Origin of the sequence: Escherichia sp. KTE172 (assembly GCF_000408845.1) — a bacterium.
Taxonomy (GTDB): domain Bacteria; phylum Pseudomonadota; class Gammaproteobacteria; order Enterobacterales; family Enterobacteriaceae; genus Escherichia; species Escherichia coli.
This window is the reverse complement of record NZ_KE137316.1, coordinates 2952623-2978513: the sequence shown is the minus strand read 5'-3', so window position 1 is coordinate 2978513 and position 25891 is coordinate 2952623. Positions and strand designations below refer to the sequence as shown.

The 25891-nt window shown below is 51.8% G+C and carries 27 protein-coding genes and 1 other annotated feature; of the genes, 20 read left to right on the top strand and 7 right to left on the bottom strand.

What is annotated here, in order from left to right; all coding sequences use genetic code 11:
• Positions 1–261: 261 nt before the first annotated feature.
• From dgoR to G434_RS09760, 5 genes are all read left to right on the top strand, one after another.
• Positions 262–951: a D-galactonate utilization transcriptional regulator DgoR gene (dgoR, locus tag G434_RS09740; protein WP_000174305.1), complete on the top strand. Its 690-nt coding sequence runs from the start codon at positions 262–264 to the stop codon at positions 949–951.
• Positions 948–1826, top strand: a complete 879-nt coding sequence (gene dgoK / locus G434_RS09745; protein WP_000127048.1) for a 2-dehydro-3-deoxygalactonokinase — start codon at positions 948–950, stop codon at positions 1824–1826. Before dgoR ends, dgoK begins: the two co-directional genes overlap by 4 nt.
• Positions 1810–2427 carry a 2-dehydro-3-deoxy-6-phosphogalactonate aldolase gene (dgoA, locus tag G434_RS09750; RefSeq protein WP_001198726.1) on the top strand — a complete coding sequence of 206 codons (618 nt, stop codon included), beginning with the start codon at positions 1810–1812 and terminating at the stop codon, positions 2425–2427. The genes dgoK and dgoA overlap by 17 nt, the downstream gene beginning before the upstream one ends.
• Positions 2424–3572, top strand: a complete 1149-nt coding sequence (gene dgoD / locus G434_RS09755) for a galactonate dehydratase (protein ID WP_000705001.1) — start codon at positions 2424–2426, stop codon at positions 3570–3572. Before dgoA ends, dgoD begins: the two co-directional genes overlap by 4 nt.
• A gap of 74 nt (positions 3573–3646) precedes the next feature.
• Positions 3647–4984, top strand: a complete 1338-nt coding sequence (locus G434_RS09760) for an MFS transporter (RefSeq protein ID WP_000253455.1) — start codon at positions 3647–3649, stop codon at positions 4982–4984.
• Here the strand turns inward: G434_RS09760 and cbrA are convergent.
• Positions 4945–6045 carry a colicin M resistance lipid reductase CbrA gene (gene cbrA / locus G434_RS09765; RefSeq protein WP_001377132.1) on the bottom strand — a complete coding sequence of 367 codons (1101 nt, stop codon included), beginning with the start codon at positions 6043–6045 and terminating at the stop codon, positions 4945–4947. The genes G434_RS09760 and cbrA overlap by 40 nt on opposite strands.
• Positions 6046–6145: 100 nt before the next feature.
• On the opposite strand from cbrA, the gene G434_RS09770 reads away from it, so the two are divergent.
• Positions 6146–7360: a YidR family protein gene (locus tag G434_RS09770; protein ID WP_001377131.1), complete on the top strand. Its 1215-nt coding sequence runs from the start codon at positions 6146–6148 to the stop codon at positions 7358–7360.
• Between the two features lies 1 nt (position 7361).
• Here G434_RS09770 and G434_RS09775 read toward each other — a convergent pair whose 3' ends face one another.
• The gene (locus tag G434_RS09775) at positions 7362–7694 is read right to left on the bottom strand and encodes a YceK/YidQ family lipoprotein (RefSeq protein ID WP_000620888.1); all 333 of its coding nucleotides are present in this window, start codon (positions 7692–7694) and stop codon (positions 7362–7364) included.
• 239 nt (positions 7695–7933) lie between these two features.
• Positions 7934–8006 (top strand) — a sequence feature (ROSE (Repression Of Heat Shock gene Expression) occurs in the 5'-region of heat shock genes and acts as an RNA thermometer to modulate expression.).
• Here G434_RS09775 and ibpA point away from each other — a divergent pair.
• From ibpA to G434_RS09790, 3 genes are all read left to right on the top strand, one after another.
• Complete coding sequence (gene ibpA / locus G434_RS09780; RefSeq protein WP_001243437.1) at positions 8000–8413, top strand: small heat shock chaperone IbpA; 414 nt, start codon at positions 8000–8002, stop codon at positions 8411–8413. Its footprint overlaps the feature before it by 7 nt.
• Positions 8414–8524: 111 nt before the next feature.
• A complete protein-coding gene (gene ibpB / locus G434_RS09785) occupies positions 8525–8953 on the top strand; it encodes a small heat shock chaperone IbpB (RefSeq protein WP_001243431.1) in 429 nt (142 codons plus the stop codon).
• 195 nt (positions 8954–9148) lie between these two features.
• Positions 9149–10810: a putative transporter gene (locus G434_RS09790; protein ID WP_001279763.1), complete on the top strand. Its 1662-nt coding sequence runs from the start codon at positions 9149–9151 to the stop codon at positions 10808–10810.
• On the opposite strand, the gene G434_RS09795 is transcribed toward G434_RS09790, so the two are convergent.
• A complete protein-coding gene (locus tag G434_RS09795) occupies positions 10807–11523 on the bottom strand; it encodes a GntR family transcriptional regulator (RefSeq protein ID WP_001300779.1) in 717 nt (238 codons plus the stop codon). The two genes, G434_RS09790 and G434_RS09795, sit on opposite strands and share 4 nt — an antisense overlap.
• Positions 11524–11818: 295 nt before the next feature.
• Between G434_RS09795 and G434_RS09800 the strand changes: the two genes are divergently transcribed.
• Complete coding sequence (locus tag G434_RS09800; RefSeq protein WP_000952127.1) at positions 11819–13435, top strand: PTS sugar transporter subunit IIB; 1617 nt, start codon at positions 11819–11821, stop codon at positions 13433–13435.
• Positions 13435–14757 carry a 6-phospho-alpha-glucosidase gene (locus G434_RS09805; RefSeq protein ID WP_000160106.1) on the top strand — a complete coding sequence of 441 codons (1323 nt, stop codon included), beginning with the start codon at positions 13435–13437 and terminating at the stop codon, positions 14755–14757. The genes G434_RS09800 and G434_RS09805 overlap by 1 nt, the downstream gene beginning before the upstream one ends.
• Here the strand turns inward: G434_RS09805 and G434_RS09810 are convergent.
• Entirely contained in the window at positions 14754–15647 is an 894-nt protein-coding gene (locus G434_RS09810) for a helix-turn-helix transcriptional regulator (protein WP_001322447.1), read from the bottom strand. The two genes, G434_RS09805 and G434_RS09810, sit on opposite strands and share 4 nt — an antisense overlap.
• Before the next feature lie 166 nt (positions 15648–15813).
• Here G434_RS09810 and G434_RS09815 point away from each other — a divergent pair, with 166 nt between their 5' ends.
• Positions 15814–17529 carry a solute:sodium symporter family transporter gene (locus G434_RS09815; RefSeq protein WP_001087144.1) on the top strand — a complete coding sequence of 572 codons (1716 nt, stop codon included), beginning with the start codon at positions 15814–15816 and terminating at the stop codon, positions 17527–17529.
• Complete coding sequence (locus tag G434_RS09820; protein ID WP_000828500.1) at positions 17526–19019, top strand: sulfatase family protein; 1494 nt, start codon at positions 17526–17528, stop codon at positions 19017–19019. The genes G434_RS09815 and G434_RS09820 overlap by 4 nt, the downstream gene beginning before the upstream one ends.
• Positions 19020–19065: 46 nt before the next feature.
• Here the strand turns inward: G434_RS09820 and yidI are convergent, their stop codons facing one another.
• Positions 19066–19515, bottom strand: a complete 450-nt coding sequence (yidI, locus tag G434_RS09825) for a protein YidI (protein ID WP_000511289.1) — start codon at positions 19513–19515, stop codon at positions 19066–19068.
• 107 nt (positions 19516–19622) lie between these two features.
• Between yidI and G434_RS09830 the strand changes: the two genes are divergently transcribed.
• From G434_RS09830 to G434_RS09840, 3 genes are read left to right on the top strand one after another with little or no spacing between them, the layout of a single operon-like run.
• Positions 19623–19970 carry a YidH family protein gene (locus G434_RS09830; protein WP_000703959.1) on the top strand — a complete coding sequence of 116 codons (348 nt, stop codon included), beginning with the start codon at positions 19623–19625 and terminating at the stop codon, positions 19968–19970.
• Positions 19960–20322 carry a DUF202 domain-containing protein gene (locus G434_RS09835; protein ID WP_001113432.1) on the top strand — a complete coding sequence of 121 codons (363 nt, stop codon included), beginning with the start codon at positions 19960–19962 and terminating at the stop codon, positions 20320–20322. The genes G434_RS09830 and G434_RS09835 overlap by 11 nt, the downstream gene beginning before the upstream one ends.
• Positions 20319–20816: a radical SAM protein gene (locus G434_RS09840; protein WP_000148046.1), complete on the top strand. Its 498-nt coding sequence runs from the start codon at positions 20319–20321 to the stop codon at positions 20814–20816. The genes G434_RS09835 and G434_RS09840 overlap by 4 nt, the downstream gene beginning before the upstream one ends.
• Before the next feature lie 7 nt (positions 20817–20823).
• On the opposite strand, the gene emrD is transcribed toward G434_RS09840, so the two are convergent.
• Positions 20824–22008 (bottom strand): multidrug efflux MFS transporter EmrD, encoded by a 1185-nt coding sequence (gene emrD / locus G434_RS09845; protein WP_001306726.1) that lies wholly within the window; start codon positions 22006–22008, stop codon positions 20824–20826.
• A gap of 81 nt (positions 22009–22089) precedes the next feature.
• On the opposite strand from emrD, the gene ysdE reads away from it, so the two are divergent.
• Positions 22090–22164, top strand: coding sequence for a protein YsdE (gene ysdE, locus G434_RS30510; protein WP_211180519.1), 75 nt, complete (start codon positions 22090–22092; stop codon positions 22162–22164).
• Between the two features lie 123 nt (positions 22165–22287).
• Here ysdE and tisB read toward each other — a convergent pair whose 3' ends face one another.
• Complete coding sequence (gene tisB, locus G434_RS09850; RefSeq protein WP_000060506.1) at positions 22288–22377, bottom strand: type I toxin-antitoxin system toxin TisB; 90 nt, start codon at positions 22375–22377, stop codon at positions 22288–22290.
• 564 nt (positions 22378–22941) lie between these two features.
• Here tisB and ivbL point away from each other — a divergent pair.
• The 3 genes from ivbL to ilvN all read left to right on the top strand — a co-directional run bounded on the left by ivbL (position 22942) and on the right by ilvN (position 25128).
• Complete coding sequence (gene ivbL / locus G434_RS27855) at positions 22942–23040, top strand: ilvB operon leader peptide IvbL (protein WP_001312198.1); 99 nt, start codon at positions 22942–22944, stop codon at positions 23038–23040.
• Between the two features lie 105 nt (positions 23041–23145).
• Positions 23146–24834, top strand: a complete 1689-nt coding sequence (gene ilvB / locus G434_RS09855) for an acetolactate synthase large subunit (protein WP_000168467.1) — start codon at positions 23146–23148, stop codon at positions 24832–24834.
• Positions 24835–24837: 3 nt separating this feature from the next.
• Positions 24838–25128 carry an acetolactate synthase small subunit gene (ilvN, locus tag G434_RS09860; RefSeq protein WP_001181706.1) on the top strand — a complete coding sequence of 97 codons (291 nt, stop codon included), beginning with the start codon at positions 24838–24840 and terminating at the stop codon, positions 25126–25128.
• Positions 25129–25891 lie beyond the last annotated feature (763 nt).

Here is a 25891-nt window from a genome sequence, read left to right as displayed (position 1 = left end):
GAGTAGCTAAGCCGTTGAAAGCATACTCTTCTTTCCCTCCTGTTTAGCGCCTGACATCCCTTTTCAGATTTCTGCCCGACGCATGTCATTTTTTTATGCATTGTTCTTTTTGTGATCTAAATTGTAGTACAACAATATAAGTTTGTACTACATTACACACACAGCAAACGCGAACGTCATCACGCTGGTACTACAAAGTTGCCGCGTTATGCATCGATCGGGGTAAAGTAGAGAAGAACATACAGAGCACAAGGACTCTCCATGACTCTCAATAAAACCGATCGCATCGTCATTACGCTGGGCAAACAGATCGTTCACGGCAAATACGTGCCAGGCTCGCCGCTTCCGGCTGAGGCGGAACTCTGTGAGGAGTTTGCAACCTCGCGCAACATCATCCGTGAGGTGTTCCGCTCGCTGATGGCGAAGCGGCTGATTGAAATGAAACGTTATCGCGGCGCGTTTGTGGCACCGCGTAACCAGTGGAATTACCTCGACACTGACGTACTGCAATGGGTGCTGGAAAACGACTACGACCCACGGCTTATCAGTGCCATGAGCGAAGTGCGAAATCTGGTGGAACCGGCGATTGCCCGTTGGGCGGCAGAACGCGCGACTTCCAGCGATCTGGCGCAGATTGAATCGGCGCTGAACGAGATGATTGCCAACAATCAGGACCGCGAAGCGTTTAACGAAGCGGATATTCGCTACCACGAGGCGGTGCTGCAGTCGGTGCATAACCCGGTGTTACAGCAACTTAGCATTGCGATCAGTTCGCTGCAGCGGGCGGTTTTTGAACGAACCTGGATGGGCGATGAGGCCAACATGCCGCAAACGCTCCAGGAACATAAGGCGCTGTTCGATGCAATACGGCATCAGGACGGCGATGCGGCAGAGCAGGCGGCGCTTACCATGATCGCCAGCTCGACACGAAGGTTAAAGGAAATCACATGACAGCTCGCTACATCGCAATTGACTGGGGATCGACCAATCTGCGCGCCTGGCTTTATCAGGGCGACCACTGCCTGGACAGCAGGCAATCAGAAGCAGGCGTCACGCGCCTGAACGGAAAATCTCCGGCTGCGGTGTTAGCAGAAGTGACGACCGACTGGCATGAAGAGAATACGCCAGTGGTGATGGCAGGAATGGTCGGCAGCAATGTCGGCTGGAAAGTTGCACCGTATTTATCCGTTCCTGCCCGTTTTTCGTCTATTGGCGAACAATTAACGTCTGTTGGCGACAATATCTGGATTATTCCCGGATTATGCGTCTCTCATGACGATAACCATAATGTGATGCGCGGCGAAGAAACACAATTGATCGGCGCGCGCACTTTGGCTCCTTCCTCTCTTTATGTTATGCCCGGAACCCATTGCAAATGGGTGCAGGCCGATAGCCAGCAAATCAACGATTTTCGCACCGTGATGACCGGTGAATTACATCATTTACTGTTAAATCACTCATTGATTGGCGCAGGTTTGCCGCCGCAGGAAAACTCTGCCGATGCCTTCGCGGCTGGCCTTGAGCGTGGCCTTAATGCTCCCGCCATATTGCCGCAGCTTTTTGAAGTTCGCGCCTCGCATGTGCTGGGAACACTTCCCCGCGAACAGGTCAGTGAATTTCTCTCTGGTTTGTTGATTGGCGCAGAGGTTGCCAGTATGCGCGACTATGTGACCCATCAACACGCCATCACCCTTGTCGCCGGAACATCGCTGACCGCGCGCTACCAGCAAGCCTTTCAGGCGATGGGTTGCGACGTGGCGACGGTGGCGGGCGACACGGCATTTCAGGCTGGTATAAGGAGCATCGCTCATGCAGTGGCAAACTAAACTCCCGCTGATCGCCATTTTGCGCGGCATTACGCCCGACGAGGCGCTGGCGCATGTTGGCGCGGTGATTGACGCCGGGTTCGACGCGGTTGAAATCCCGCTGAATTCCCCACAATGGGAGCAGAGCATTCCCGCCATCGTTGATGCGTATGGCGACAAGGCGTTGATTGGCGCAGGTACGGTACTGAAACCTGAACAGGTCGATGTGCTCGCCAGGATGGGCTGCCAGCTCATCGTTACGCCCAATATCCATAGTGAAGTGATCCGCCGTGCGGTGGGCTACGGCATGACCGTTTGCCCCGGCTGCGCGACGGCGACCGAAGCCTTTACCGCGCTCGACGCGGGCGCTCAGGCGCTGAAAATATTTCCGTCATCGGCTTTTGGTCCGCAATACATCAAAGCGTTAAAAGCGGTATTACCACCGGACATCGCAGTCTTTGCCGTTGGCGGCGTGACGCCAGAAAACCTGGCGCAGTGGATAGACGCAGGTTGTGCAGGGGCAGGCTTAGGCAGCGATCTCTATCGCGCCGGGCAGTCCATAGAACGCACCGCGCAGCAGGCAGCAGCATTTGTTAAGGCGTATCGAGAGGCAGTGCAATGAAAATCACCAAAATTACCACGTATCGTTTACCTCCCCGCTGGATGTTCCTGAAAATTGAAACCGATGAAGGCGTGGTCGGCTGGGGCGAGCCCGTGATTGAAGGCCGCGCCCGTACGGTGGAAGCGGCAGTTCACGAGCTGGGTGACTATTTGATTGGTCAGGATCCATCGCGCATCAATGACTTATGGCAAGTGATGTATCGCGCCGGATTTTATCGTGGCGGTCCAATCCTGATGAGCGCCATCGCCGGGATCGACCAGGCGTTATGGGATATCAAAGGCAAAGTGCTGAATGCGCCGGTGTGGCAACTGATGGGCGGCCTGGTTCGCGACAAAATTAAAGCCTACAGTTGGGTCGGCGGCGATCGTCCGGCGGATGTTATCGACGGCATAAAAACCCTGCGCGAAATCGGCTTCGATACCTTCAAACTGAACGGTTGTGAAGAGCTGGGGCTAATTGATAACTCCCGCGCGGTAGATGCGGCAGTCAACACCGTGGCACAAATTCGTGAAGCTTTTGGCAATCAGATTGAGTTTGGTCTTGATTTCCACGGTCGCGTCAGCGCGCCGATGGCGAAAGTGCTGATTAAAGAACTGGAGCCGTATCGCCCGCTGTTTATTGAAGAGCCGGTGCTGGCGGAACAAGCCGAATACTACCCGAAACTGGCGGCACAAACGCATATTCCACTGGCGGCGGGTGAGCGCATGTTCTCACGTTTCGATTTTAAACGTGTGCTGGAGGCGGGTGGTATTTCGATTCTGCAACCGGATCTCTCTCATGCAGGCGGTATTACCGAATGCTACAAAATTGCCGGAATGGCAGAAGCCTATGACGTGACACTTGCGCCGCACTGTCCGCTCGGACCGATTGCACTGGCGGCTTGTCTGCATATCGACTTTGTTTCCTATAACGCCGTACTTCAGGAACAAAGTATGGGCATTCATTACAACAAAGGCGCGGAGTTACTCGACTTTGTGAAAAACAAAGAAGACTTCAGCATGGTTGGCGGCTTCTTTAAACCGCTAACGAAACCGGGCTTAGGCGTGGAAATCGACGAAGCTAAAGTTATTGAGTTCAGTAAAAATGCCCCGGACTGGCGTAATCCGCTCTGGCGTCATGAAGATAACAGCGTAGCAGAGTGGTAATTCCTGCCACGTAAGCCCCTCATCGGGCACTAAAACAGTAATACAAAAATATAACCCTCTGTAAATTACAGGGCATGGTGAGCGGCTTCGCTATGCCCAAAATCTGGAGAAAGCTCGCTATGGATATTCCCGTTAATGCAGCAAAGCCGGGGCGTCGGCGTTATCTGACGCTGGTGATGATCTTTATTACGGTGGTCATTTGTTATGTTGACCGCGCTAACCTGGCCGTGGCTTCCGCTCATATTCAGGAAGAGTTCGGCATTACGAAAGCGGAAATGGGCTATGTATTTTCGGCCTTCGCATGGCTTTATACGTTATGCCAGATCCCCGGCGGTTGGTTCTTAGATCGCGTAGGTTCACGCGTGACTTATTTTATTGCGATATTTGGCTGGTCAGTGGCGACTTTATTCCAGGGCTTTGCCACGGGATTAATGTCATTAATTGGTCTGCGCGCGATAACCGGTATTTTCGAAGCGCCCGCTTTCCCGACCAATAACCGGATGGTGACCAGCTGGTTCCCGGAACATGAACGCGCTTCCGCCGTTGGTTTTTATACGTCTGGTCAGTTTGTCGGTCTGGCGTTTCTGACTCCGCTGCTGATCTGGATTCAGGAAATGTTGAGCTGGCACTGGGTGTTCATTGTCACCGGTGGTATCGGCATTATCTGGTCGCTGATTTGGTTTAAGGTTTATCAGCCGCCGCGCCTGACTAAAGGTATCAGCAAAGCTGAACTGGATTACATTCGTGATGGCGGCGGTCTGGTGGATGGTGATGCGCCGGTGAAAAAAGAGGCACGTCAGCCGTTAACAGCCAAAGACTGGAAGCTGGTGTTCCATCGTAAACTGATCGGCGTTTATCTTGGGCAATTTGCGGTGGCTTCTACACTGTGGTTTTTCTTAACCTGGTTCCCGAACTATTTAACCCAGGAAAAAGGAATCACGGCGCTGAAAGCAGGCTTTATGACCACTGTGCCATTCCTCGCGGCGTTTGTCGGCGTCCTGCTCTCTGGCTGGGTCGCGGATCTGCTGGTACGTAAGGGCTTTTCACTGGGCTTTGCGCGTAAAACGCCGATTATCTGCGGCTTGCTGATCTCCACCTGCATTATGGGCGCTAACTACACCAATGACCCGATGATGATTATGTGCCTGATGGCGCTGGCATTCTTCGGCAACGGTTTTGCTTCGATTACCTGGTCGCTGGTCTCTTCTCTGGCACCGATGCGCCTGATTGGTTTAACCGGCGGCGTGTTTAACTTTGCCGGTGGTCTGGGCGGCATCACCGTTCCGCTGGTGGTGGGGTACCTGGCGCAGGGTTACGGTTTCGCCCCGGCACTGGTTTATATCTCCGCCGTCGCGTTGATTGGCGCGCTCTCTTACATCCTGCTGGTGGGCGATGTGAAACGCGTTGGATAATCTTTCAACTGTGGAATATGCGCCACACCACTGCGCATAATCCACTTTCTTAAAGCCGGTGCGGTCAGGCATCGGCTTTTTACTATCTTACCGAAGAGTTTTAAACGCAGTTTGCGGGTGGCGCGCCAGTAGGCGGCGTTACTCTTCTCCGGCTGCTTCAGTAACACCGAACGCAGAATCTCTGCGCTATCCAGCGCATAGCTAATCCCCTCCAGCGAGCTGGCGCTGATAAATCCCGCCGCTTCACCAATCAGAAAGGCATTGTCCTTACCGCAGACAAAATCCTGCCAGCGTGAGGGAAACAACACGGTACATTTCTCACTTTTCACCGCTTCGCCAAACTGGAACTGAAAGGCGCTCATTTTCTCTTTCAGTGCTGTGAAACGCGTCTGACCGTCTTTCATGGGATAGGCACCGCCAAAGATAAAATAACCGTCTTTGCTGATACTCCATGAGTAACAGTCAGTTATCGCATTATCAAAGATGCAGGAGTAGAACGGCACCGGATGCTTCTCTGCGAACCACTGCTGGATAGCGACATATTTACGAATTTGATGGTTCGGGTAGAGATGTCGCCGCACCATCGAGTTGGCACCATCGGCACCGACCAGATAGCGGGCAGAAATATGCTGCTCCCAACCGTCTGCACGAAAAATGACATGCCATTTATCATCCTCACGCCAGATTTTTCGACACAGGCTGTCGTGATAAACCTCAACGCTGGCGGGGATCAGAGATTTCATCCACAAGTCGAAAGCATGGCGATTAATATTGATATAGCTTCGCTGGTAGTTACGCGTGAGCAATGCGGCGACGTCGACGGTTTTGACGCTGAAAATCTGCGGGTTGGCGATCACATCGACAGGAAGCGTCAGTCCATCGCGAATAAAAGATCGCTGCGCGTCCGGTGCCAGCAGACCGCCACAAGGTTTGCTGAAACCTTCAGTACCATGCTGGTGCTTTTTATCCAGCGCGATCACCTGCATTTTGCCGGCTAACTTTCGCGCCAATGCCGACCCTGCCGGGCCGAGGCCAATAATCGCCACGTCGAAATGTTCCATCTTTTCACTCACATTCATCACGATGGCGAAAGACTATTGTCTGAAAGTGAAGTCCTTGTGAAGTATGATGGCGGGACCCGTTTTGTATCAGGACCGCGCCATGAAACAGATAACCTTTGCTCCCCGTAATCACCTGCTCACCAATACCAATATCTGGACGCCCGACAGCCAGTGGCTGGTATTTGACGTGCGTCCTTCTGGCGCGTCGTTTACCGGCGAGACCATTGAGCGTGTGAATATCCATACCGGCGAGGTCGAGGTTATCTATCGCGCGTCACAGGGCGCACGCGTCGGCGTGGTGACCGTTCATCCGAAGTCAGAAAAATATGTCTTCATCCACGGACCTGAAAATCCTGATGAAACATGGCATTACGATTTCCATCATCGTCGCGGCGTGATTGCTGAAAGCGGCAAGGTGAGCAATCTCGATGCAATGGATATTACCGCACCGTACACTCCAGGAGCGCTGCGCGGCGGCAGTCATGTACATGTCTTTAGCCCGAACGGTGAAAGGGTGAGCTTTACCTATAACGACCATGTAATGCATGAACTCGATCCGGCGCTGGATTTGCGAAACGTCGGTATTGCTGCACCGTTTGGCCCGGTCAACATACAAAAGCAGCATCCGCGTGAATACAGCGGCAGCCACTGGTGCGTGCTGGTAAGTAAAACCACGCCCACGCCGCAGCCTGGCAGTAATGAAATCAATCGTGCTTATGAAGAAGGATGGGTAGGAAATCACGCGCTGGCGTTTATTGGCGATACACTTTCGCCAAAGGGCGAGAAAGTGCCGGAGCTGTTTATCGTTGAGTTACCGCAAGATGAAGCTGGCTGGAAAGTAGCAGGTGATGCGCCGTTAAGCGGAACGGAAACAACCCTGCCCGCGCCACCGCGTGGCGTTGTGCAGCGACGTTTAACCTTTACCCACCATCGGGCTTATCCGGGGTTAGTCAACGTCCCGCGCCACTGGGTGCGCTGTAATCCGCAGGGTACGCAAATCGCGTTTTTAATGCGTGATGATAACGGCATTGTGCAACTGTGGCTTATCTCGCCACAGGGCGGCGAGCCGCGCCAGTTAACCCATAACAAAACGGATATTCAGTCTGCATTTAACTGGCATCCGTCAGGAGAATGGTTGGGCTTTGTGCTGGATAATCGAATTGCTTGTGCCCATGCGCAAAGTGGCGAGGTTGAGTATTTAACCGAAAACCACGCCAATCCACCTTCTGCGGACGCCGTGGTCTTCTCGCCGGATGGTCAGTGGCTGGCGTGGATGGAAGGTGGCCAGCTGTGGATCACCGAAACTGAGCGCTAAATCAGTTATCAGGCATTCTGGCGGGTGGAATAACCGCATTGGTGGCTTGCGCGTTGGCTTCGCTTTTTTCAACGCGCGAGCGCACCGAGCTGTCTTTGCGGAACACATCCCACGGCAGTAAAAGCGTGTCCATCACAGCGGTAAACGGCATATCGAGAATCGCCAGCGACTTAGTGCCCCAGTTGGTTTCATCGTCGCCAATCATGGTGGCGCTGGCGCGGGTGCCGGGATACGTTCCTTCTTTCCCCCCGGTATGGGACATCACGCTGGAGCATCCTCCGAGTAATGTCATTCCGCTGCATATCATGAACGCTAACAACACATTTCTTATCATAATAAATTCATCTGTTGATCGTGGGTGTTGGCCTGATGAGTTATAGCGATCCCTTGCTGAAAATAACATCATCATAACGTCGCACTGTGGCGGCTATCGCACTTTAACGTTTCGTGCTGCCCCCTCAGTCTATGCAATAGACCATAAACTGCAAAAAAAAGTCCGCTGATAAGGCTTGAAAAGTTCATTTCCAGACCCATTTTTACATCGTAGCCGATGAGGACGCGCCTGATGGGTGTTCTGGCTACCTGACCTGTCCATTGTGGAAGGTCTTACATTCTCGCTGATTTCAGGAGCTATTGATTATGCGTAACTTTGATTTATCCCCGCTTTACCGTTCTGCTATTGGATTTGACCGTTTGTTTAACCACTTAGAAAACAACCAGAGCCAGAGTAATGGCGGCTACCCTCCGTATAACGTTGAACTGGTAGACGAAAACCATTACCGCATTGCTATCGCTGTGGCTGGTTTTGCTGAGAGCGAACTGGAAATTACCGCCCAGGATAATCTGCTGGTGGTGAAAGGTGCTCACGCCGACGAACAAAAAGAGCGCACCTATCTGTACCAGGGCATCGCTGAACGCAACTTTGAACGCAAATTCCAGTTAGCTGAGAACATTCATGTTCGTGGTGCTAACCTGGTGAATGGTCTGCTGTATATCGATCTCGAACGCGTGATTCCGGAAGCGAAAAAACCGCGCCGTATCGAAATCAACTAATTCCTTAAGGCCGCCTGGCGCGGCCTGACATCTCCATGCTCGCCGTCAGGGAGCATATGCGAATCTTCGGATTTGCAGGTACTTACTCGCTTCTTAGAAGGAGAAATGACTATGCGTAACTTCGATTTATCCCCACTGATGCGTCAATGGATCGGTTTTGACAAACTGGCCAACGCACTGCAAAACGCCGGTGAAAGCCAGAGCTTCCCGCCGTACAACATTGAGAAAAGCGACGATAACCACTACCGCATTACCCTTGCGCTGGCAGGTTTTCGTCAGGAAGATTTAGAGATTCAACTGGAAGGAACGCGCCTGAGCGTAAAAGGCACGCCGGAGCAGCCAAAAGAAGAGAAAAAATGGCTGCATCAAGGGCTTATGAATCAGCCATTTAGCCTGAGCTTTACGCTGGCTGAAAATATGGAAGTCTCTGGTGCAACCTTCGTAAACGGTTTACTGCATATTGATTTAATTCGTAATGAGCCTGAACCCATCGCAGCGCAGCGTATCGCTATCAGCGAACGTCCCGCGTTAAATAGCTAACTAGCTATTCTCTTTGCCCCGCCATTCTGGTGGGGCTTTTTTTGTCTTTCTTCTTCAACAATGCGTTAATTTTCGCCTGTTTAAGATATTTCGGCACGTTCTTTCCCGTGATAATGTGCGCTATAAGGCAAATCTGCTTCACCGATTCAGCCATAATCCGTAGCAATTAAAATGTTATCTCAAGAGAAATGGACGATGAGTGATATAGCATTAACGGTCAGTATTCTGGCTTTGGTGGCAGTCGTCGGTTTGTTTATCGGCAACGTCAAATTTCGCGGCATAGGATTAGGTATTGGCGGCGTGCTGTTTGGTGGGATCATCGTCGGCCATTTTGTTTCTCAGGCGGGGATGACATTAAGTAGCGATATGCTGCATGTTATTCAGGAATTTGGCCTGATCCTGTTCGTTTATACCATCGGGATTCAGGTGGGTCCGGGCTTCTTTGCCTCATTGCGCGTCTCCGGATTACGCCTCAACCTGTTTGCTGTTCTGATCGTCATCATCGGTGGTCTGGTTACCGCCATCCTGCATAAACTGTTTGATATTCCACTGCCGGTAGTGCTGGGGATTTTCTCCGGTGCGGTAACCAATACGCCAGCGCTGGGGGCAGGGCAGCAGATCTTGCGCGACCTGGGTACACCAATGGAAATGGTCGATCAGATGGGGATGAGTTACGCGATGGCGTATCCATTCGGCATTTGCGGGATTTTGTTCACCATGTGGATGTTGCGGGTTATTTTCCGCGTCAATGTCGAGACCGAAGCCCAGCAGCACGAGTCTTCACGCACCAATGGCGGCGCGCTGATCAGGACTATCAATATTCGCGTTGAGAACCCTAACCTGCATGATTTAGCCATTAAAGATGTACCGATTCTCAACGGCGACAAAATTATCTGCTCGCGTCTGAAACGCGAAGAAACCCTAAAAGTACCTTCGCCAGATACCATTATCCAACTGGGCGATTTGCTGCATCTGGTGGGGCAGCCAGCGGATTTACATAATGCGCAACTGGTGATTGGTCAGGAGGTCGATACCTCGCTGTCCACGAAAGGCACTGATTTACGCGTCGAGCGTGTGGTGGTCACCAATGAAAACGTGCTTGGTAAGCGTATTCGCGACCTGCACTTTAAAGAACGCTATGACGTTGTTATCTCGCGCCTGAACCGTGCCGGGGTCGAACTGGTTGCCAGTGGCGATATCAGCCTGCAGTTCGGCGATATTCTCAACCTGGTGGGGCGTCCGTCCGCAATTGATGCCGTTGCCAATGTGCTGGGGAATGCGCAGCAAAAACTGCAACAGGTTCAGATGTTGCCGGTGTTTATTGGTATCGGGCTTGGCGTATTGTTAGGCTCTATTCCCGTCTTTGTGCCGGGATTCCCGGCCGCGTTGAAACTGGGGCTGGCGGGCGGTCCGCTGATTATGGCGTTGATCCTCGGGCGTATCGGCAGTATCGGTAAGCTGTACTGGTTTATGCCGCCAAGCGCCAACCTCGCGCTGCGGGAGCTGGGGATCGTACTGTTCCTCTCGGTAGTGGGGCTGAAATCTGGTGGGGATTTTGTGAATACCCTGGTCAATGGCGAAGGGCTAAGCTGGATTGGTTATGGTGCGCTGATCACCGCCGTTCCGCTGATTACTGTTGGTATTCTGGCGCGGATGTTAGCCAAAATGAATTACCTGACCATGTGCGGGATGCTGGCTGGCTCCATGACCGATCCACCGGCGCTGGCGTTTGCTAATAATCTTCATCCAACGAGCGGTGCGGCGGCGCTCTCTTACGCCACTGTCTATCCGTTGGTGATGTTCCTGCGCATTATCACCCCCCAATTACTGGCGGTGCTCTTCTGGAGTATCGGTTAACTCTTCTCCGGGTGGAGTCGCCGTAAATGGTACTCCACCTGGTATTCGCTGGCATTTCTGAACATCACTGAATAATTCAAAAACTCCCCGCTCTCGCTATATGACAACGAGGTGATCCGCAGCAGTGGCGTGTGTTCCGCTACCTTCATTTGCCGCGCCAGCAGTCTATCGGCGAGCACCGGCGTCAGGCTTTCATAATTACCGCCAATCAGAATCCCGCACTCTTGTTCAATATATTCAAACTTCGACCCTTCCAGATGTTGCAGCGATAGGTTGCGGAACAGTTTTACCGGCATATAGCTGTCTTCCAGCATCAGCGGTTTCCCTTCCACAAAACGAACGCGACGGGAGAAGTAGATCTGCTCGTTGATTTGAATCCGTAACTGGCTGGCAATGGCCGGAGGCGCAGGCATGATTTCAAAAATCAGCACCTGGCTGGTGACCGTTTTTCCCTGGCGTTTTAACACCTCCACCAGCCCGGTCAGGCTGGCGGTTTGATGCAATACATCTTTACGCACCAGGTAAGTACCGCTGCCGTGGCGGCGGACCACCAGCCCCCACGCCACCAGAAGGTCAATGGCTTTACGGATGGTCATCCGCGATACCGCAAATTCTTCCGCCAGCTTTTTTTCACCGGGAAGAAGGCTGTTTAGCGTGAAATCTGCGGAATTAAGTCGAATTCTTAATCGCTCCGCAATGCTTTTGTAGATCATCTCTAGATCTCTTTTTTGCCTGCAAGCCCGGGTAATGCGCCCACAAGTTCTGCTTAATCGATTGAAAAAAAATCTTTTTTTTAAAGATGTGTTCGATGCTGTGTACCTGTGCTCACAGATGTCTACTTTTTTGCGAAAACGTAGATCTCTACCGCCCAACGAAAAGCATGAAAGCGATCACGAATCCCACTGGGTCGTCATGTTCTGCCGATCGCATCTTCCTATCCTCGCTCCAGGCCTGCCGCATAACCAATCAGGCTTCCTACTTACAGAATTGAGAAAAGAGGATGTGGAAATGCTCAGTCAAATTCAACGCTTTGGCGGCGCGATGTTCACGCCAGTGCTGCTGTTTCCCTTCGCCGGGATTGTGGTGGGTCTTGCCATCTTGCTGCAAAACCCGATGTTTGTCGGGGAATCACTGACCGATCCGAACAGTTTATTCGCGCAAATCGTACATATTATTGAAGAGGGCGGTTGGACGGTATTCCGTAATATGCCGCTGATTTTTGCTGTCGGTTTACCCATTGGCCTTGCGAAGCAAGCGCAGGGGCGTGCTTGTCTGGCGGTGATGGTGAGTTTCCTGACCTGGAACTATTTCATCAACGCGATGGGAATGACCTGGGGAAGCTACTTCGGCGTCGATTTCACTCAGGACGCGGTGGCAGGTAGCGGGCTGACAATGATGGCGGGAATTAAAACCCTCGATACCAGCATTATCGGCGCAATTATCATTTCCGGCATTGTGACGGCGTTGCATAACCGTCTGTTCGATAAAAAACTGCCGGTGTTTCTCGGCATTTTCCAGGGGACATCTTATGTGGTGATTATCGCCTTCCTGGTGATGATCCCCTGCGCCTGGCTGACGTTGCTCGGCTGGCCAAAAGTACAAATGGGGATTGAATCTCTGCAAGCGTTCCTGCGTTCGGCGGGTGCCCTTGGGGTGTGGGTTTACACCTTCCTCGAACGTATTCTGATCCCAACCGGTTTACACCACTTCATCTACGGACCGTTTATCTTTGGTCCGGCAGCTGTTGAAGGCGGCATTCAGATGTACTGGGCGCAGCATCTGCAAGAGTTCAGTTTGAGCGCCGAGCCGCTGAAATCGTTGTTCCCGGAAGGCGGTTTTGCCCTGCACGGTAACTCAAAAATCTTTGGTGCCGTGGGCATTTCTTTAGCGATGTACTTCACTGCCGCACCGGAAAATCGGGTAAAAGTGGCGGGCTTGCTGATCCCCGCAACCTTAACCGCCATGCTGGTGGGAATTACCGAACCGCTGGAATTTACCTTCCTGTTCATTTCACCGTTGCTGTTTGCGGTACACGCCGTGCTGGCGGCCTCAATGTCGACCGTAATGTATCTCTTTGGTGTGGTGGGCAACATGGGCGGTGGTTTGATTGACCAGGTTTTACCGCAAAACTGGATCCCGATGTTCAGCAACCACGCGGATATGATGCTGACCCAAATCGCCATTGGGTTGTGCTTTACCCTGCTGTACTTCGTGGTTTTCCGCACCCTGATTCTGCAATTCAACATGTGCACGCCGGGACGTGAAGATGCGGAAGTGAAACTCTACTCAAAAGCCGAATACAAAGCCTCGCGAGGCCAAACCACCGCGGCAGAGCCAAAAAAAGAGCTGGATCAGGCTGCCGGTATCCTGCAAGCCCTGGGCGGGGTCGGCAATATCTCCAGCATCAACAATTGCGCGACGCGTCTACGGATTGCACTGCATGACATGTCACAAACGCTGGATGACGAAGTCTTTAAAAAGCTGGGAGCGCACGGCGTCTTCCGTAGTGGCGATGCCATTCAGGTGATCATTGGTCTGCATGTATCCCAGCTGCGTGAACAGCTCGATAGCTTAATTAATTCTCATCAATCAGCAGAAAATGTTGCCATTACGGAGGCAGTATAATGACCAAATTCTCAGTGGTTGTCGCAGGCGGTGGAAGCACCTTTACGCCAGGCATCGTGTTGATGCTCCTGGCGAATCAGGACCGTTTCCCGCTTCGTGCACTGAAATTTTATGATAACGATGGCGCGCGGCAGGAAGTGATTGCCGAAGCCTGTAAAGTCATCCTAAAAGAAAAAGCGCCGGACATTGCGTTTAGTTACACCACCGATCCTGAAGTGGCATTCAGCGACGTTGATTTTGTCATGGCGCACATCCGCGTCGGCAAATACCCGATGCGCGAACTGGATGAAAAAATCCCGCTGCGCCACGGCGTTGTTGGTCAGGAAACTTGCGGACCCGGCGGAATAGCGTACGGCATGCGTTCCATTGGCGGCGTCCTGGAACTGGTGGATTATATGGAAAAATATTCACCAAATGCCTGGATGCTCAACTACTCCAACCCGGCAGCTATTGTCGCAGAAGCCACGCGTCGTCTGCGCCCGAATGCGAAAATCCTCAACATCTGTGACATGCCAATCGGTATTGAAAGCCGGATGGCGCAAATTGTTGGGCTGCAAGATCGCAAACAGATGCGCGTGCGCTACTACGGCCTGAACCACTTTGGCTGGTGGACATCAATTGAAGATTTGCAGGGCAACGACCTGATGCCCCAGCTGCGGCAATATGTCTCTAAGCACGGTTATGTTCCACCGCAGCAAGATACACATACTGAAGCGAGCTGGAACGACACCTATGCAAAAGCGCGGGATGTCCAGGCACTGGACCCGGATACATTACCAAACACCTATCTGAAATATTATCTCTTCCCGGATTATGTCGTTCAGCATTCCAACCCTGAACATACCCGCGCGAATGAGGTGATGGAACATCGCGAGAAACAGGTTTTCGATGCTTGCCGCGCCATTACGGCGGCAGAAAATTCAGCGGCGGGCAAGCTGGAAATTGACGAACATGCGTCATATATCGTCGATCTGGCGGCGGCAATTGCCTTCAACACTCAGGAGCGGATGTTGCTGATTGTGCCTAACAACGGGGCAATCCATAACTTTGATGATGAAGCGATGGTCGAGATCCCGTGTCTGGTCGGGCACAACGGACCAGAACCACTGGTGGTCGGCGATATCCCGCAGTTTCAGAAAGGGTTAATGAGTCAGCAAGTGGCGGTGGAAAAACTGGTCGTGGACGCCTGGGAGCAGCGTTCATATCAGCACCTGTGGCAGGCGATTACGTTGTCGAAAACGGTACCGAGCGCCGCGGTCGCCAAAGCTATTCTGGATGAGTTGCTGGAGGCCAACAAAGCGTACTGGCCAGAGTTACGTTAATTGTGTGGACTGGCATCCGTTGGGTGCTGGTCCGTATTCTTCAGCACAGCTGACGGCGCATAACCAAATTTATGTTTAAAGGCTTTGCTGAAATGAAAGGAGTCGAAGAAGTTGAGCGTATCAGCGACTTCGCCAACCGAGTTCCCTTGTTGCTTTAATAGCGATAGCGCCAGATCCAGACGTGCATTGAGGTAATATTCTTTCGGCGTCTTGCCGGTATAGCGTAAAAACAGACGACGCAACCAGGCTTCGCTACAGGGGATCGTGGCAGCCATATCAGCTACGCTCCAGCGTTGTTGCAGACTGGCATGTAAAGTGGCAATTAGTTTTTCAATTTGCCGCCGTTGTGGATCTTTTTTACCGTCTGAGTACATAAGACAAATCCACTGATAAATAATTTTCGTCAGAAAAGCGACTGCCAGATTATTTTTTATTGCTTCTGGTGAAGTAATTAATTCAGCAACTTCGGTGAGTTCCTGATTATAAACTTCGCCATTATAAATAACGCTTTGCTGACCAACGGGAATATCCATCATACTGGTGGGGGTAAATTCCATCCAGTACTGTTCCCAGACTAAACCTTCACAGTGATAAGAGTGAATATCCATTGGCTTTAAAAATATAATACAGTTGCCATGCAGTGTTATTTGTTCACCATTCTTTAAAATAATTTTCCCACATCCTTGTACGGTATACACCGCAACCCATGAGTTGGCGATAAGCGGTTTCTTCTTGTCCCGCGGCCAGATCACCCGGTAATGCTCGTCGGCGTAGGTATGCCAGAGCGAGATCAGAGAAATTCCGCTGGAGATCACATTTTCGTTAATCAATAAGGGAATATTGTACGGAGTTTCGTTTTTTACATCCGAACTTTGCAATTTTCCATTCATTTTAATATCCCTTCGGCGAATTATGCTCACAACCTGAACTTAACAGAAAACAATCCGTTCAGGGATAAGATGTTTGTATTTTAAGAATCTGACTGCCTGACCCGACGCATTTTACCTCTCCCTATATTCATGCGTCCGGGACATAAACATAAATAAGGGCTATGAGATGAATTCGTTACAAATCTTGAGTTTTGTCGGTTTTACGCTGCTGGTGGCGGTGATCACCTGGTGGAAGGTCCGCAAAACAGATACCGGATCGCAACAAGGCTATTTTCTTGCCGGACGTTCACTAAAAGCGCCGGTTATTGCCGCTTCGTTAATGCTAACCAACCTTTCCACGGAACAACTGGTCGGCCTTTCCGGGCAGGCCTACAAAAGCGGCATGTCGGTGATGGGCTGGGAAGTGACTTCAGCGGTGACGCTGATCTTCCTCGCGCTAATCTTTTTACCGCGCTATCTGAAGCGCGGCATTGCCACCATCCCCGATTTTCTGGAGGAACGTTATGATAAAACGACGCGTATTATCATCGACTTCTGCTTCCTCATTGCCACCGGCGTCTGCTTTCTGCCGATTGTTCTCTACTCCGGCGCGTTGGCGCTCAACAGCCTGTTTCACGTCGGGGAATCGCTACAGATTTCTCACGGTGCGGCTATCTGGCTACTGGTAATTTTGCTTGGTCTGGCGGGAATTTTGTATGCGGTGATCGGCGGACTGCGCGCAATGGCAGTGGCGGACTCCATCAACGGTATTGGGCTGGTTATCGGCGGGTTGATGGTGCCGGTATTTGGCCTGATCGCGATGGGCAAGGGCAGCTTTATGCAGGGCATTGAGCAACTCACCACCGTTCACGCCGAGAAATTAAACTCAATCGGTGGCCCGACCGATCCCTTGCCGATTGGCGCGGCATTTACCGGTTTGATTCTGGTGAACACCTTTTACTGGTGTACAAATCAGGGCATCGTGCAACGCACGCTGGCGTCAAAAAGCCTGGCGGAAGGGCAAAAGGGGGCGCTGTTAACGGCGGTGCTGAAAATGCTCGACCCGCTGGTACTGGTGCTGCCAGGGTTGATTGCGTTTCATCTGTATCAGGATTTACCGAAAGCCGACATGGCCTACCCGACGCTGGTCAATAACGTTCTGCCAGTGCCAATGGTGGGTTTCTTCGGCGCGGTGTTATTTGGTGCGGTGATCAGTACCTTCAACGGCTTTCTGAATAGCGCCAGTACGTTATTCAGTATGGGTATTTACCGTCGCATCATTAACCAGAATGCCGAGCCGCAGCAGCTGGTCACCGTCGGGCGCAAATTTGGTTTCTTTATCGCTATCGTTTCGGTGCTGGTCGCGCCGTGGATCGCCAACGCGCCGCAGGGGCTGTATAGCTGGATGAAACAGCTCAACGGCATTCACAACGTGCCGCTGGTTACCATCATCATTATGGGCTTTTTCTTCCCGCGCATCCCGGCGCTGGCGGCAAAAGTGGCGATGGGGATTGGCATAATCAGCTACATCACCATCAACTATCTGGTGAAGTTCGACTTCCATTTCCTCTATGTGCTGGCCTGTACGTTCTGCATCAACGTGGTCGTGATGCTGGTGATCGGTTTTATCAAACCGCGCGCCACGCCGTTCACCTTCAAAGATGCGTTTGCGGTGGACATGAAACCGTGGAGAAACGTCAAGATCGCGTCAATTGGCATCCTGTTCGCGATGATTGGCGTCTATGCCGGGCTGGCTGAATTCGGCGGCTACGGTACGCGCTGGTTAGCGATGATCAGTTATTTCATTGCCGCCGTAGTGATTGTCTACCTGATTTTTGACAGCTGGCGGCATCGTCACGACCCAGCCGTAACCTTTACTCCCGACGCGAAGGATAGCCTATGAAACGCCCCAATTTTCTGTTCATCATGACCGATACCCAGGCCACCAATATGGTCGGTTGCTATAGCGGTAAACCGCTGAATACGCAAAATATTGATAGTCTGGCGGCGGAAGGTATTCGCTTTAATTCCGCCTACACCTGTTCACCGGTTTGTACGCCTGCACGCGCCGGACTATTTACCGGTATCTACGCTAACCAGTCCGGCCCGTGGACCAACAACGTCGCGCCAGGCAAAAACATCTCCACTATGGGGCGCTACTTTAAGGATGCCGGCTATCACACCTGTTACATCGGCAAATGGCATCTCGACGGTCATGACTATTTCGGCACTGGCGAGTGTCCGCCGGAGTGGGACGCTGATTACTGGTTCGATGGGGCGAACTACCTTAGCGAACTGACGGAAAAAGAGATCAGCCTGTGGCGCAATGGCCTAAACAGCGTTGAGGATTTACAGGCGAACCATATCGACGGAACCTTCACCTGGGCGCACCGCATCAGCAATCGGGCGGTAGATTTTCTGCAACAGCCCGCGCGCGCCGAGGAACCCTTCCTGATGGTGGTTTCGTATGATGAGCCGCATCACCCGTTCACCTGTCCGGTGGAGTATTTAGAGAAATACGCTGATTTTTACTACGAGCTGGGCGAGAAAGCACAGGATGACCTGGCTAACAAACCGGAACATCACCGCTTATGGGCGCAGGCGATGCCATCGCCAGTCGGTGATGGCGGGCTTTATCACCATCCGCTCTATTTTGCCTGCAATGACTTTGTTGATGACCAAATCGGACGGGTCATCAATGCCTTAACGCCAGAGCAACGTGAAAATACGTGGGTTATTTATACATCCGATCACGGCGAAATGATGGGCGCACATAAGCTGATCAGTAAAGGAGCGGCGATGTATGACGACATCACCCGCATTCCGCTGATCATCCGTTCGCCGCAAGGGGAGCGGCGACAGGTCGATACGCCAGTCAGTCATATCGATTTACTGCCGACAATGATGGCGCTGGCAGATATTGAAAAACCAGAGATTCTGCCGGGGGAAAATATCCTTGCCGTGAAAGAGCCACGCGGCGTGATGGTGGAATTTAACCGCTACGAGATTGAGCATGACAGCTTTGGCGGTTTTATTCCGGTGCGTTGCTGGGTGACGGATGACTTTAAACTGGTACTCAACCTCTTCACCAGTGATGAACTTTACGATCGCCGTAATGACCCAAATGAAATGCATAACCTGATCGATGATATCCGTTTTGCAGACGTTCGCAGCAAAATGCATGACGCCTTATTGGATTACATGGACAAAATTCGCGATCCGTTCCGCAGTTACCAATGGAGTCTGCGTCCGTGGCGTAAAGATGCACGGCCGCGCTGGATGGGGGCGTTTCGTCCACGTCCACAAGATGGCTATTCGCCAGTTGTACGCGACTATGACACCGGCCTACCGACACAAGGGGTGAAGGTGGAGGAGAAAAAACAGAAGTTCTGACGATAATGCCCGCTGATGATCACCCGGCGGGCATTATTCAGGCTGCTTAAACCAGTGAACCGCCGGTCAGGAAGGAAAAGATAAGGAATATCAGCAAAATGCTGCACACGATGCCGATACCAAAAAGCAAGGTATGGAAAGCCAGCGTCCCGCCGCCAAAAACCAGCGCGCCGCGAATGCCCCAGCGATTTTCCTTACGCATACCGCCAATAAATGCGCAAAGTAGCGCAGCAATGGCCAGTGCGATACCGCTTTGATTGAGGATTTTATCGACATCTACGTCCTCTTTTTTCTCCACGGTGGTAATTTTTTCGCCTTTTATTCCGGCGAGAAGACCTCTTTTAATTTCAGCCGTTTTGTCCGCCACGATGCTTTCAAACGTTGGCGGTGGTGCGGAGAAAGGGCCGAATGAAAAGTGGATAATCCCCATCATTAAAGCGATGGCACCGAACAGCATGCCCAATGAACTGATTTTATTTTGCGCTATGATACCCATCTGACCTCCTTGTAGCGGATGGCAAAAGCATATCAGGAAACGGGCGGACGAAATTCTTAAAAAAACCGCTAAAGGTAGAGCGTTAGTGAAATTGCAAAGGAGCAACAATGAAAATTTCCCGCCTCGGAGAAGCGCCTGATTACCGCTTCTCGCTGGCTAATGAGCGTACTTTTCTGGCGTGGATCCGTACTGCACTAGGATTTCTGGCGGCGGGGGTTGGGCTTGATCAACTTGCGCCAGATTTCGCCACGCCCGTCATTCGCGAACTGCTGGCGTTGTTGTTGTGTCTGTTTTCCGGCGGGTTAGCGATGTATGGCTACTTGCGCTGGTTACGCAATGAAAAAGCGATGCGTCTGAAAGAGGACCTGCCCTACACCAACAGCTTATTAATCATTAGCTTAATATTGATGGTCGTGGCGGTGATCGTTATGGGACTGGTGTTGTATGCCGGATAGCCGCAAAGCCAGACGCATTGCCGACCCAGGACTGCAGCCGGAGCGCACATCACTGGCGTGGTTTCGTACCATGCTGGGCTACGGCGCGTTGATGGCGTTGGCTATCAAACACAACTGGCACCAGGCGGGCATGTTATTCTGGATTTCGATTGGCATTCTCGCCATCGTGGCGCTGATCCTCTGGCACTACACCCGTAATCGCAATTTAATGGATGTCACGAATAGCGATTTTTCCCAATTTCACGTAGTCCGTGACAAATTTTTGATCTCCCTCGCGGTGTTATCTCTCGCAATACTGTTTGCTGTAACGCATATACATCAACTTATCGTATTTATTGAGAGAGTCGCATGACAGGAAGTCAGGTCATTGATGCTGAAGAGGACAGGCATAAACTGGTTGTAGAGTACAAGGATGCTCTGCAACCTGCCGATTTTTATCACAATTTCAAACAACGGGGTATCCGCTCCGTACAGCTCATTCCCCATCTTGAATTTGATGACCGGGGCGATCTGACGGCCGCTTCGGTGACAGCAGAGCTGTGGGGGAAATTTTTAATTGCCCTGTTTGAGTGTTGGGTGCGGGCAGATATCAGTCGTATCTCGATTGAGCTTTTTGACGCCACATTACAAAAATGGTGTGGCAGCGAAAACCCGCAACCGCGCCGTGGCTGCCAGGCGTGCGACTGGCATCGGCTGTGCCCGCACGCTCGGGAGGAGACGCCAGACAGCGTGCTATGTGCGGGCTATCAGGCGTTTTATTCTTACTCCGCACCGCATATGCGGGTGATGCGTGATCTGATAAAGCAGCATCGTTCTCCCATGGAGCTGATGACGATGCTGCGGTGACGTGAGCTTAAACGGGCTGCCCCTGATGCGACATCCGCGTCGCCAGCGGTAGCCAGCACAGCACGATCAACAATCCCATTAAGGTCATCAACAACCCCAGGCTGCCCTGACCGGTTTGCGGCAACATCGCAGAGAGCGACGCCAGCACGCCGGAACCAATGTTTTGCAGACCGCCGACCAGCGCGCCAGCCGTGCCCGCCAGGAAGGGGAACGGTTCCATCGCGCCGCTGGTCGCCAGCGGAAACAGCATCCCGGCACCGAAAAAGAACAGCGCGGCGGGAACGAGCAGCGTCCAGACATTCATCACGCCAAACCAGTCGGGGATCCACATCAGCAAGCCAGCCAGCAGGCAGCAGATAACCGACTGCCACATTAACGTTGAGAAGCGTTTATTAGGACGTCCGGCAAACCATGCCCCAAAAAATGCCGCCGGAATCGGCAGAATAAACAAAATACTGACCGTCATACTGCTCAGCCCTAACACCGCGCCCATCAGCACGCCGGAGCAGGCTTCAAAGGCGGCAATCCCGGCCAGACCGCCAATCAGCATCAGCAAATAACAGTTAAAACCGCTGTTACCGAAAAGCGTTTTATAACTGGTAAGCAGGCGTGTGCGCGGTGCGTCGACCGGACGCGTTTCTGGCATCCAGCGGGCCATACTGAAGGTCACACCGGCACAAAGTACCAACAAAAAGAGATAACAGGCGCGCCAGTTCCACATCGTATCCAGCAGACCGCCGATTAGCGGTGCGAGCAACGGACTGACAAGAATTCCCATGTTTAACAGGCTATTAGCATGGCGCAACTGTGTCCGTTCATATAAATCACGCGGCAAAGTACGCGCCATTACGCCGCCAACGCCGGTGCCCATCCCCTGCATCGCGCTGGCGGCAATCAATACTGTCAAACTGGAGGTCGTGACCGCGACCAGCGTTGCCAGCATAAAAATGGACATTCCGACGAGGATCACCGGTCGGCGACCCACACGGTCGGAAATTGGGCCATAAAACAGCTGTGAGACACCGTAAGTCAGCAGATAAGCGCCCATTACGCTCTGCACCGCCCCTTCACGGACGTTGAGATCGCGCGCCATATCGGCAATAGCTGGAATATAAATGGTTTGCGCCATCTGACCGACGGCCACGAGTAATACCAACATCAATAACAAATTGACGTTTCTATGCCTTTTCATTATCACGGATGCTTTTATAAAAATAATTAGAATAAGTCACTACGCATTCCCATAAATGCGGGAGAGGAATCTATCACATTGATAAATGTTAGCCAGATATACGCCAGGAATGGGGAATTGTTTAGCGGCAGAATATGTAAACAAAAGCGGCAATAAATGTTGCCGGGAGGGATGGTAGGGCGGATAAGATGCATCAGCATCGCATCCGACACCAACCCGCACGCTAAATATAAAAGGGGAGCGGTTACCCGCTCCCCTTTAGTGCGACTTGAATCTGAATTACTTCAGGTATTTCAGAACAGCATCAAGCAGTTGCAGTGCTGCAACAATGAGTTTGAGGATAAGAATGGCGATATCCACCAGGCTCATACGCGTCTCCTGTGGTTCAGGAGCACTGCCAGCTGACGTACCTTTCCGCTGCCTGTTGCCAGCTGTTGTGCACGCGGTATCTCAAGGAGAAACGTTGTGCTCGTTGACATAACACAGTGTGCTCACGCGGGGTTAAGGCGCTGACGGCACCACCCGTTTCAGCCAGGACTTAGTGCGCCGGGTAACGATGCGGCCCCCACATAACACATTGCGTACAGTGATATTATAGAAGTTTACTGTATAAATAAACAGTAATATTTGGACAAAACGCAAACTGTGATCGATACTCAACTATGCACTAAATACGTCAAAATTCGTGCCGAAATTGCGCGTTCTGCGCGGAACACGTATACTTTCAGTGTTGACATAATACAGTGTGCTTTGCGGTTACCAGCCGCAGGCGACTGACGAAACCTCGCTCCGGCGGGGTTTTTTGTTACCTGCAATTCAGTACAAAACGTGATCAACCCCTCAATTTTCCCTTGCTGAAAAATTTTCCATTGTCTCCCCTGTAAAGCTGTGCTTGTATAAATATTGTTAAACACAAAACCAACAAGGTCCCCAATGACTACTTCCATGTTCAACGCAAAACTACTACCAACTGCGCCATCCGCCGCAGTGGTCGTCGTGCGTGTGGTGGTGGTCGTCGGCAATGCGCCGTAGGGACTGGAACAACACACGATTCCAAAACCCCGCCGGCGCAAACCGGGCGGGGTTTTTCGTTTAAGCACCTCCCGGAAAGTCGGCCCAGAAGAAAAGGACTGGAGCATGGCAAGTTCGGGCACAACATCGACGCGTAAGCGCTTTACCGGCGCAGAATTTATCGTTCATTTCCTGGAACAGCAGGGCATTAAGATTGTGACGGGCATTCCGGGCGGTTCTATCCTGCCTGTTTACGATGCCTTAAGCCAAAGCACGCAAATCCGCCATATTCTGGCTCGCCATGAACAGGGCGCGGGGTTTATCGCTCAGGGAATGGCGCGCACCGACGGTAAACCGGCGGTCTGTATGGCCTGTAGCGGACCGGGTGCGACTAACCTGGTGACCGCCATTGCCGATGCGCGGCTGGATTCCATCCCGCTGATTTGCATCACCGGTCAGGTTCCTGCCTCGATGATTGGCACCGACGCCTTCCAGGAAGTGGACACCTACGGCATCTCTATCCCCATCACCAAACACAACTATCTGGTCAGACATATCGAAGAACTCCCGCAGGTCATGAGCGATGCCTTCCGCATTGCGCAATCAGGCCGCCCTGGCCCGGTGTGGATAGACATTCCTAAGGATGTGCAAACGGCAGTTTTTGAGATTGAAGCACAGCCCGCGGTGGCAGAAAAAGCCGTCGCGCCCGCCTTTAGCGAAGAAAGCATTCGTGACGCAGCGGCAATGATTAATGCTGCCAAACGCCCGGTGCTTTATCTGGGCGGTGGTGTGATCAATGCGCCTGCGCGAGTGCGTGAACTGGCGGAGAAAGCGCAGCTGCCTACCACCATGACTTTAATGGCGCTGGGCATGTTGCCAAAAGCGCATCCGTTGTCGCTGGGTATGCTGGGAATGCACGGCGTGCGCAGCACCAACTATATCTTGCAGGAGGCGGATCTGCTGATTGTTCTCGGCGCGCGTTTTGATGACCGGGCGATTGGCAAAACCGAGCAGTTCTGCCCGAATGCCAAAATTATTCATGTCGATATCGACCGCGCAGAGCTGGGTAAAATCAAGCAGCCACATGTGGCGATCCAGGCGGATGTTGATGACGTGCTGGCGCAGTTGATCCCGCTGGTGGAAGCGCAACCGCGTGCAGAGTGGCACCAGTTGGTAGCGGATTTGCAGCGCGAATTCCCGTGTCCAATCCCGAAAGCGTGCGATCCGTTAAGCCATTACGGCCTGATCAACGCCGTTGCCGCCTGTGTCGATGACAGCGCGATTATCACCACCGACGTGGGTCAGCATCAGATGTGGACCGCGCAAGCTTATCCGCTCAATCGCCCACGCCAGTGGCTGACCTCCGGTGGGCTGGGCACGATGGGTTTTGGCCTGCCTACGGCGATTGGCGCGGCGCTGGCGAACCCGGATCGCAAAGTGTTGTGCTTCTCCGGCGACGGCAGCCTGATGATGAATATTCAGGAGATGGCGACTGCCAGCGAAAACCAGCTGGATGTCAAAATCATTCTGATGAACAACGAAGCGCTGGGGCTGGTGCATCAGCAACAGAGTCTGTTCTACAAGCAGGGCGTTTTTGCTGCCACCTATCCGGGCAAAATCAACTTTATGCAAATTGCCGCCGGATTCGGCCTCGAAACCTGTGATTTGAATAACGAAGCCGATCCGCAGGCTGCATTGCAGGAAATCATCAATCGCCCTGGTCCGGCACTGATCCATGTGCGCATTGATGCCGAAGAAAAAGTGTACCCGATGGTGCCGCCAGGTGCGGCGAATACTGAAATGGTGGGGGAATAAGCCATGCAAAACACAACTCATGACAACGTGATTCTCGAACTCACCGTTCGCAACCATCCGGGCGTAATGACCCACGTTTGTGGCCTTTTTGCCCGTCGCGCTTTTAACGTCGAAGGCATTCTCTGCCTGCCGATTCAGGACAGCGACAAAAGCCATATCTGGCTACTGGTCAATGACGACCAGCGTCTGGAGCAGATGATAAGCCAAATCGATAAGCTGGAAGATGTGGTGAAAGTGCAGCGTAATCAGTCCGATCCGACAATGTTTAACAAGATTGCGGTGTTTTTTCAGTAAGGAGCAATATTAAACCGCTCGGGGGGGTTACTGATGAGCGATTTTTGATAGATCCGTTCAGATATATAGGGTGAAATTGTGCCAGAGACCATCTCAGGCACAATTTATTAGCCCAGGACGTTAATTTAAGTCGCTGCACCGATAACCAGGGGGTTGACAGTTAGGGCTAAAAATTTCCAGCGATGGTGTTAAATTCTGATTGCTGTCTATACCAGTGGTCATGACCAGCATTCTATTAATTAATGGTTCATCGTGAGGTATATTATGGCAAGCCCTATAAACAGCGGAACAATTATGTCAAATCCCTGCCCCTCCACCTTTTTGGATAAAAATAGAATTATTGCTGCTGAGCTTAATATCACAAATAACGAGAAAAAATATTCACCTGGCAGTAATTTCGCAAAATGGATGTTACAGGAAATAAAACGCTTAATAGCAAATATTATGTCCGGTTCTCGCAGTGTTAATACCGAAATCCTTAACTATTTTCACCCTATGCCAGGCACTGAAAATAATGGTAATCGTACCTGGATGGCGGCAACTGGAGAGAACGAATATACCGTAATCGAACAAACAGGTGGCAAATCCTTTAAAGTTATACAGTTTGATGCAGGTGAAAAAAATACAAAAAAAATAGTAAAAGAAACATCATATTCTGGAGTGGCTGTGGCGACTATTATCAAATCGCTGTCTGAAAAAACTGCTGCGTTAGAAACACATTCTGCTGACACGGTTTTGAGGAAAAAATTAGTTAATAGTATTG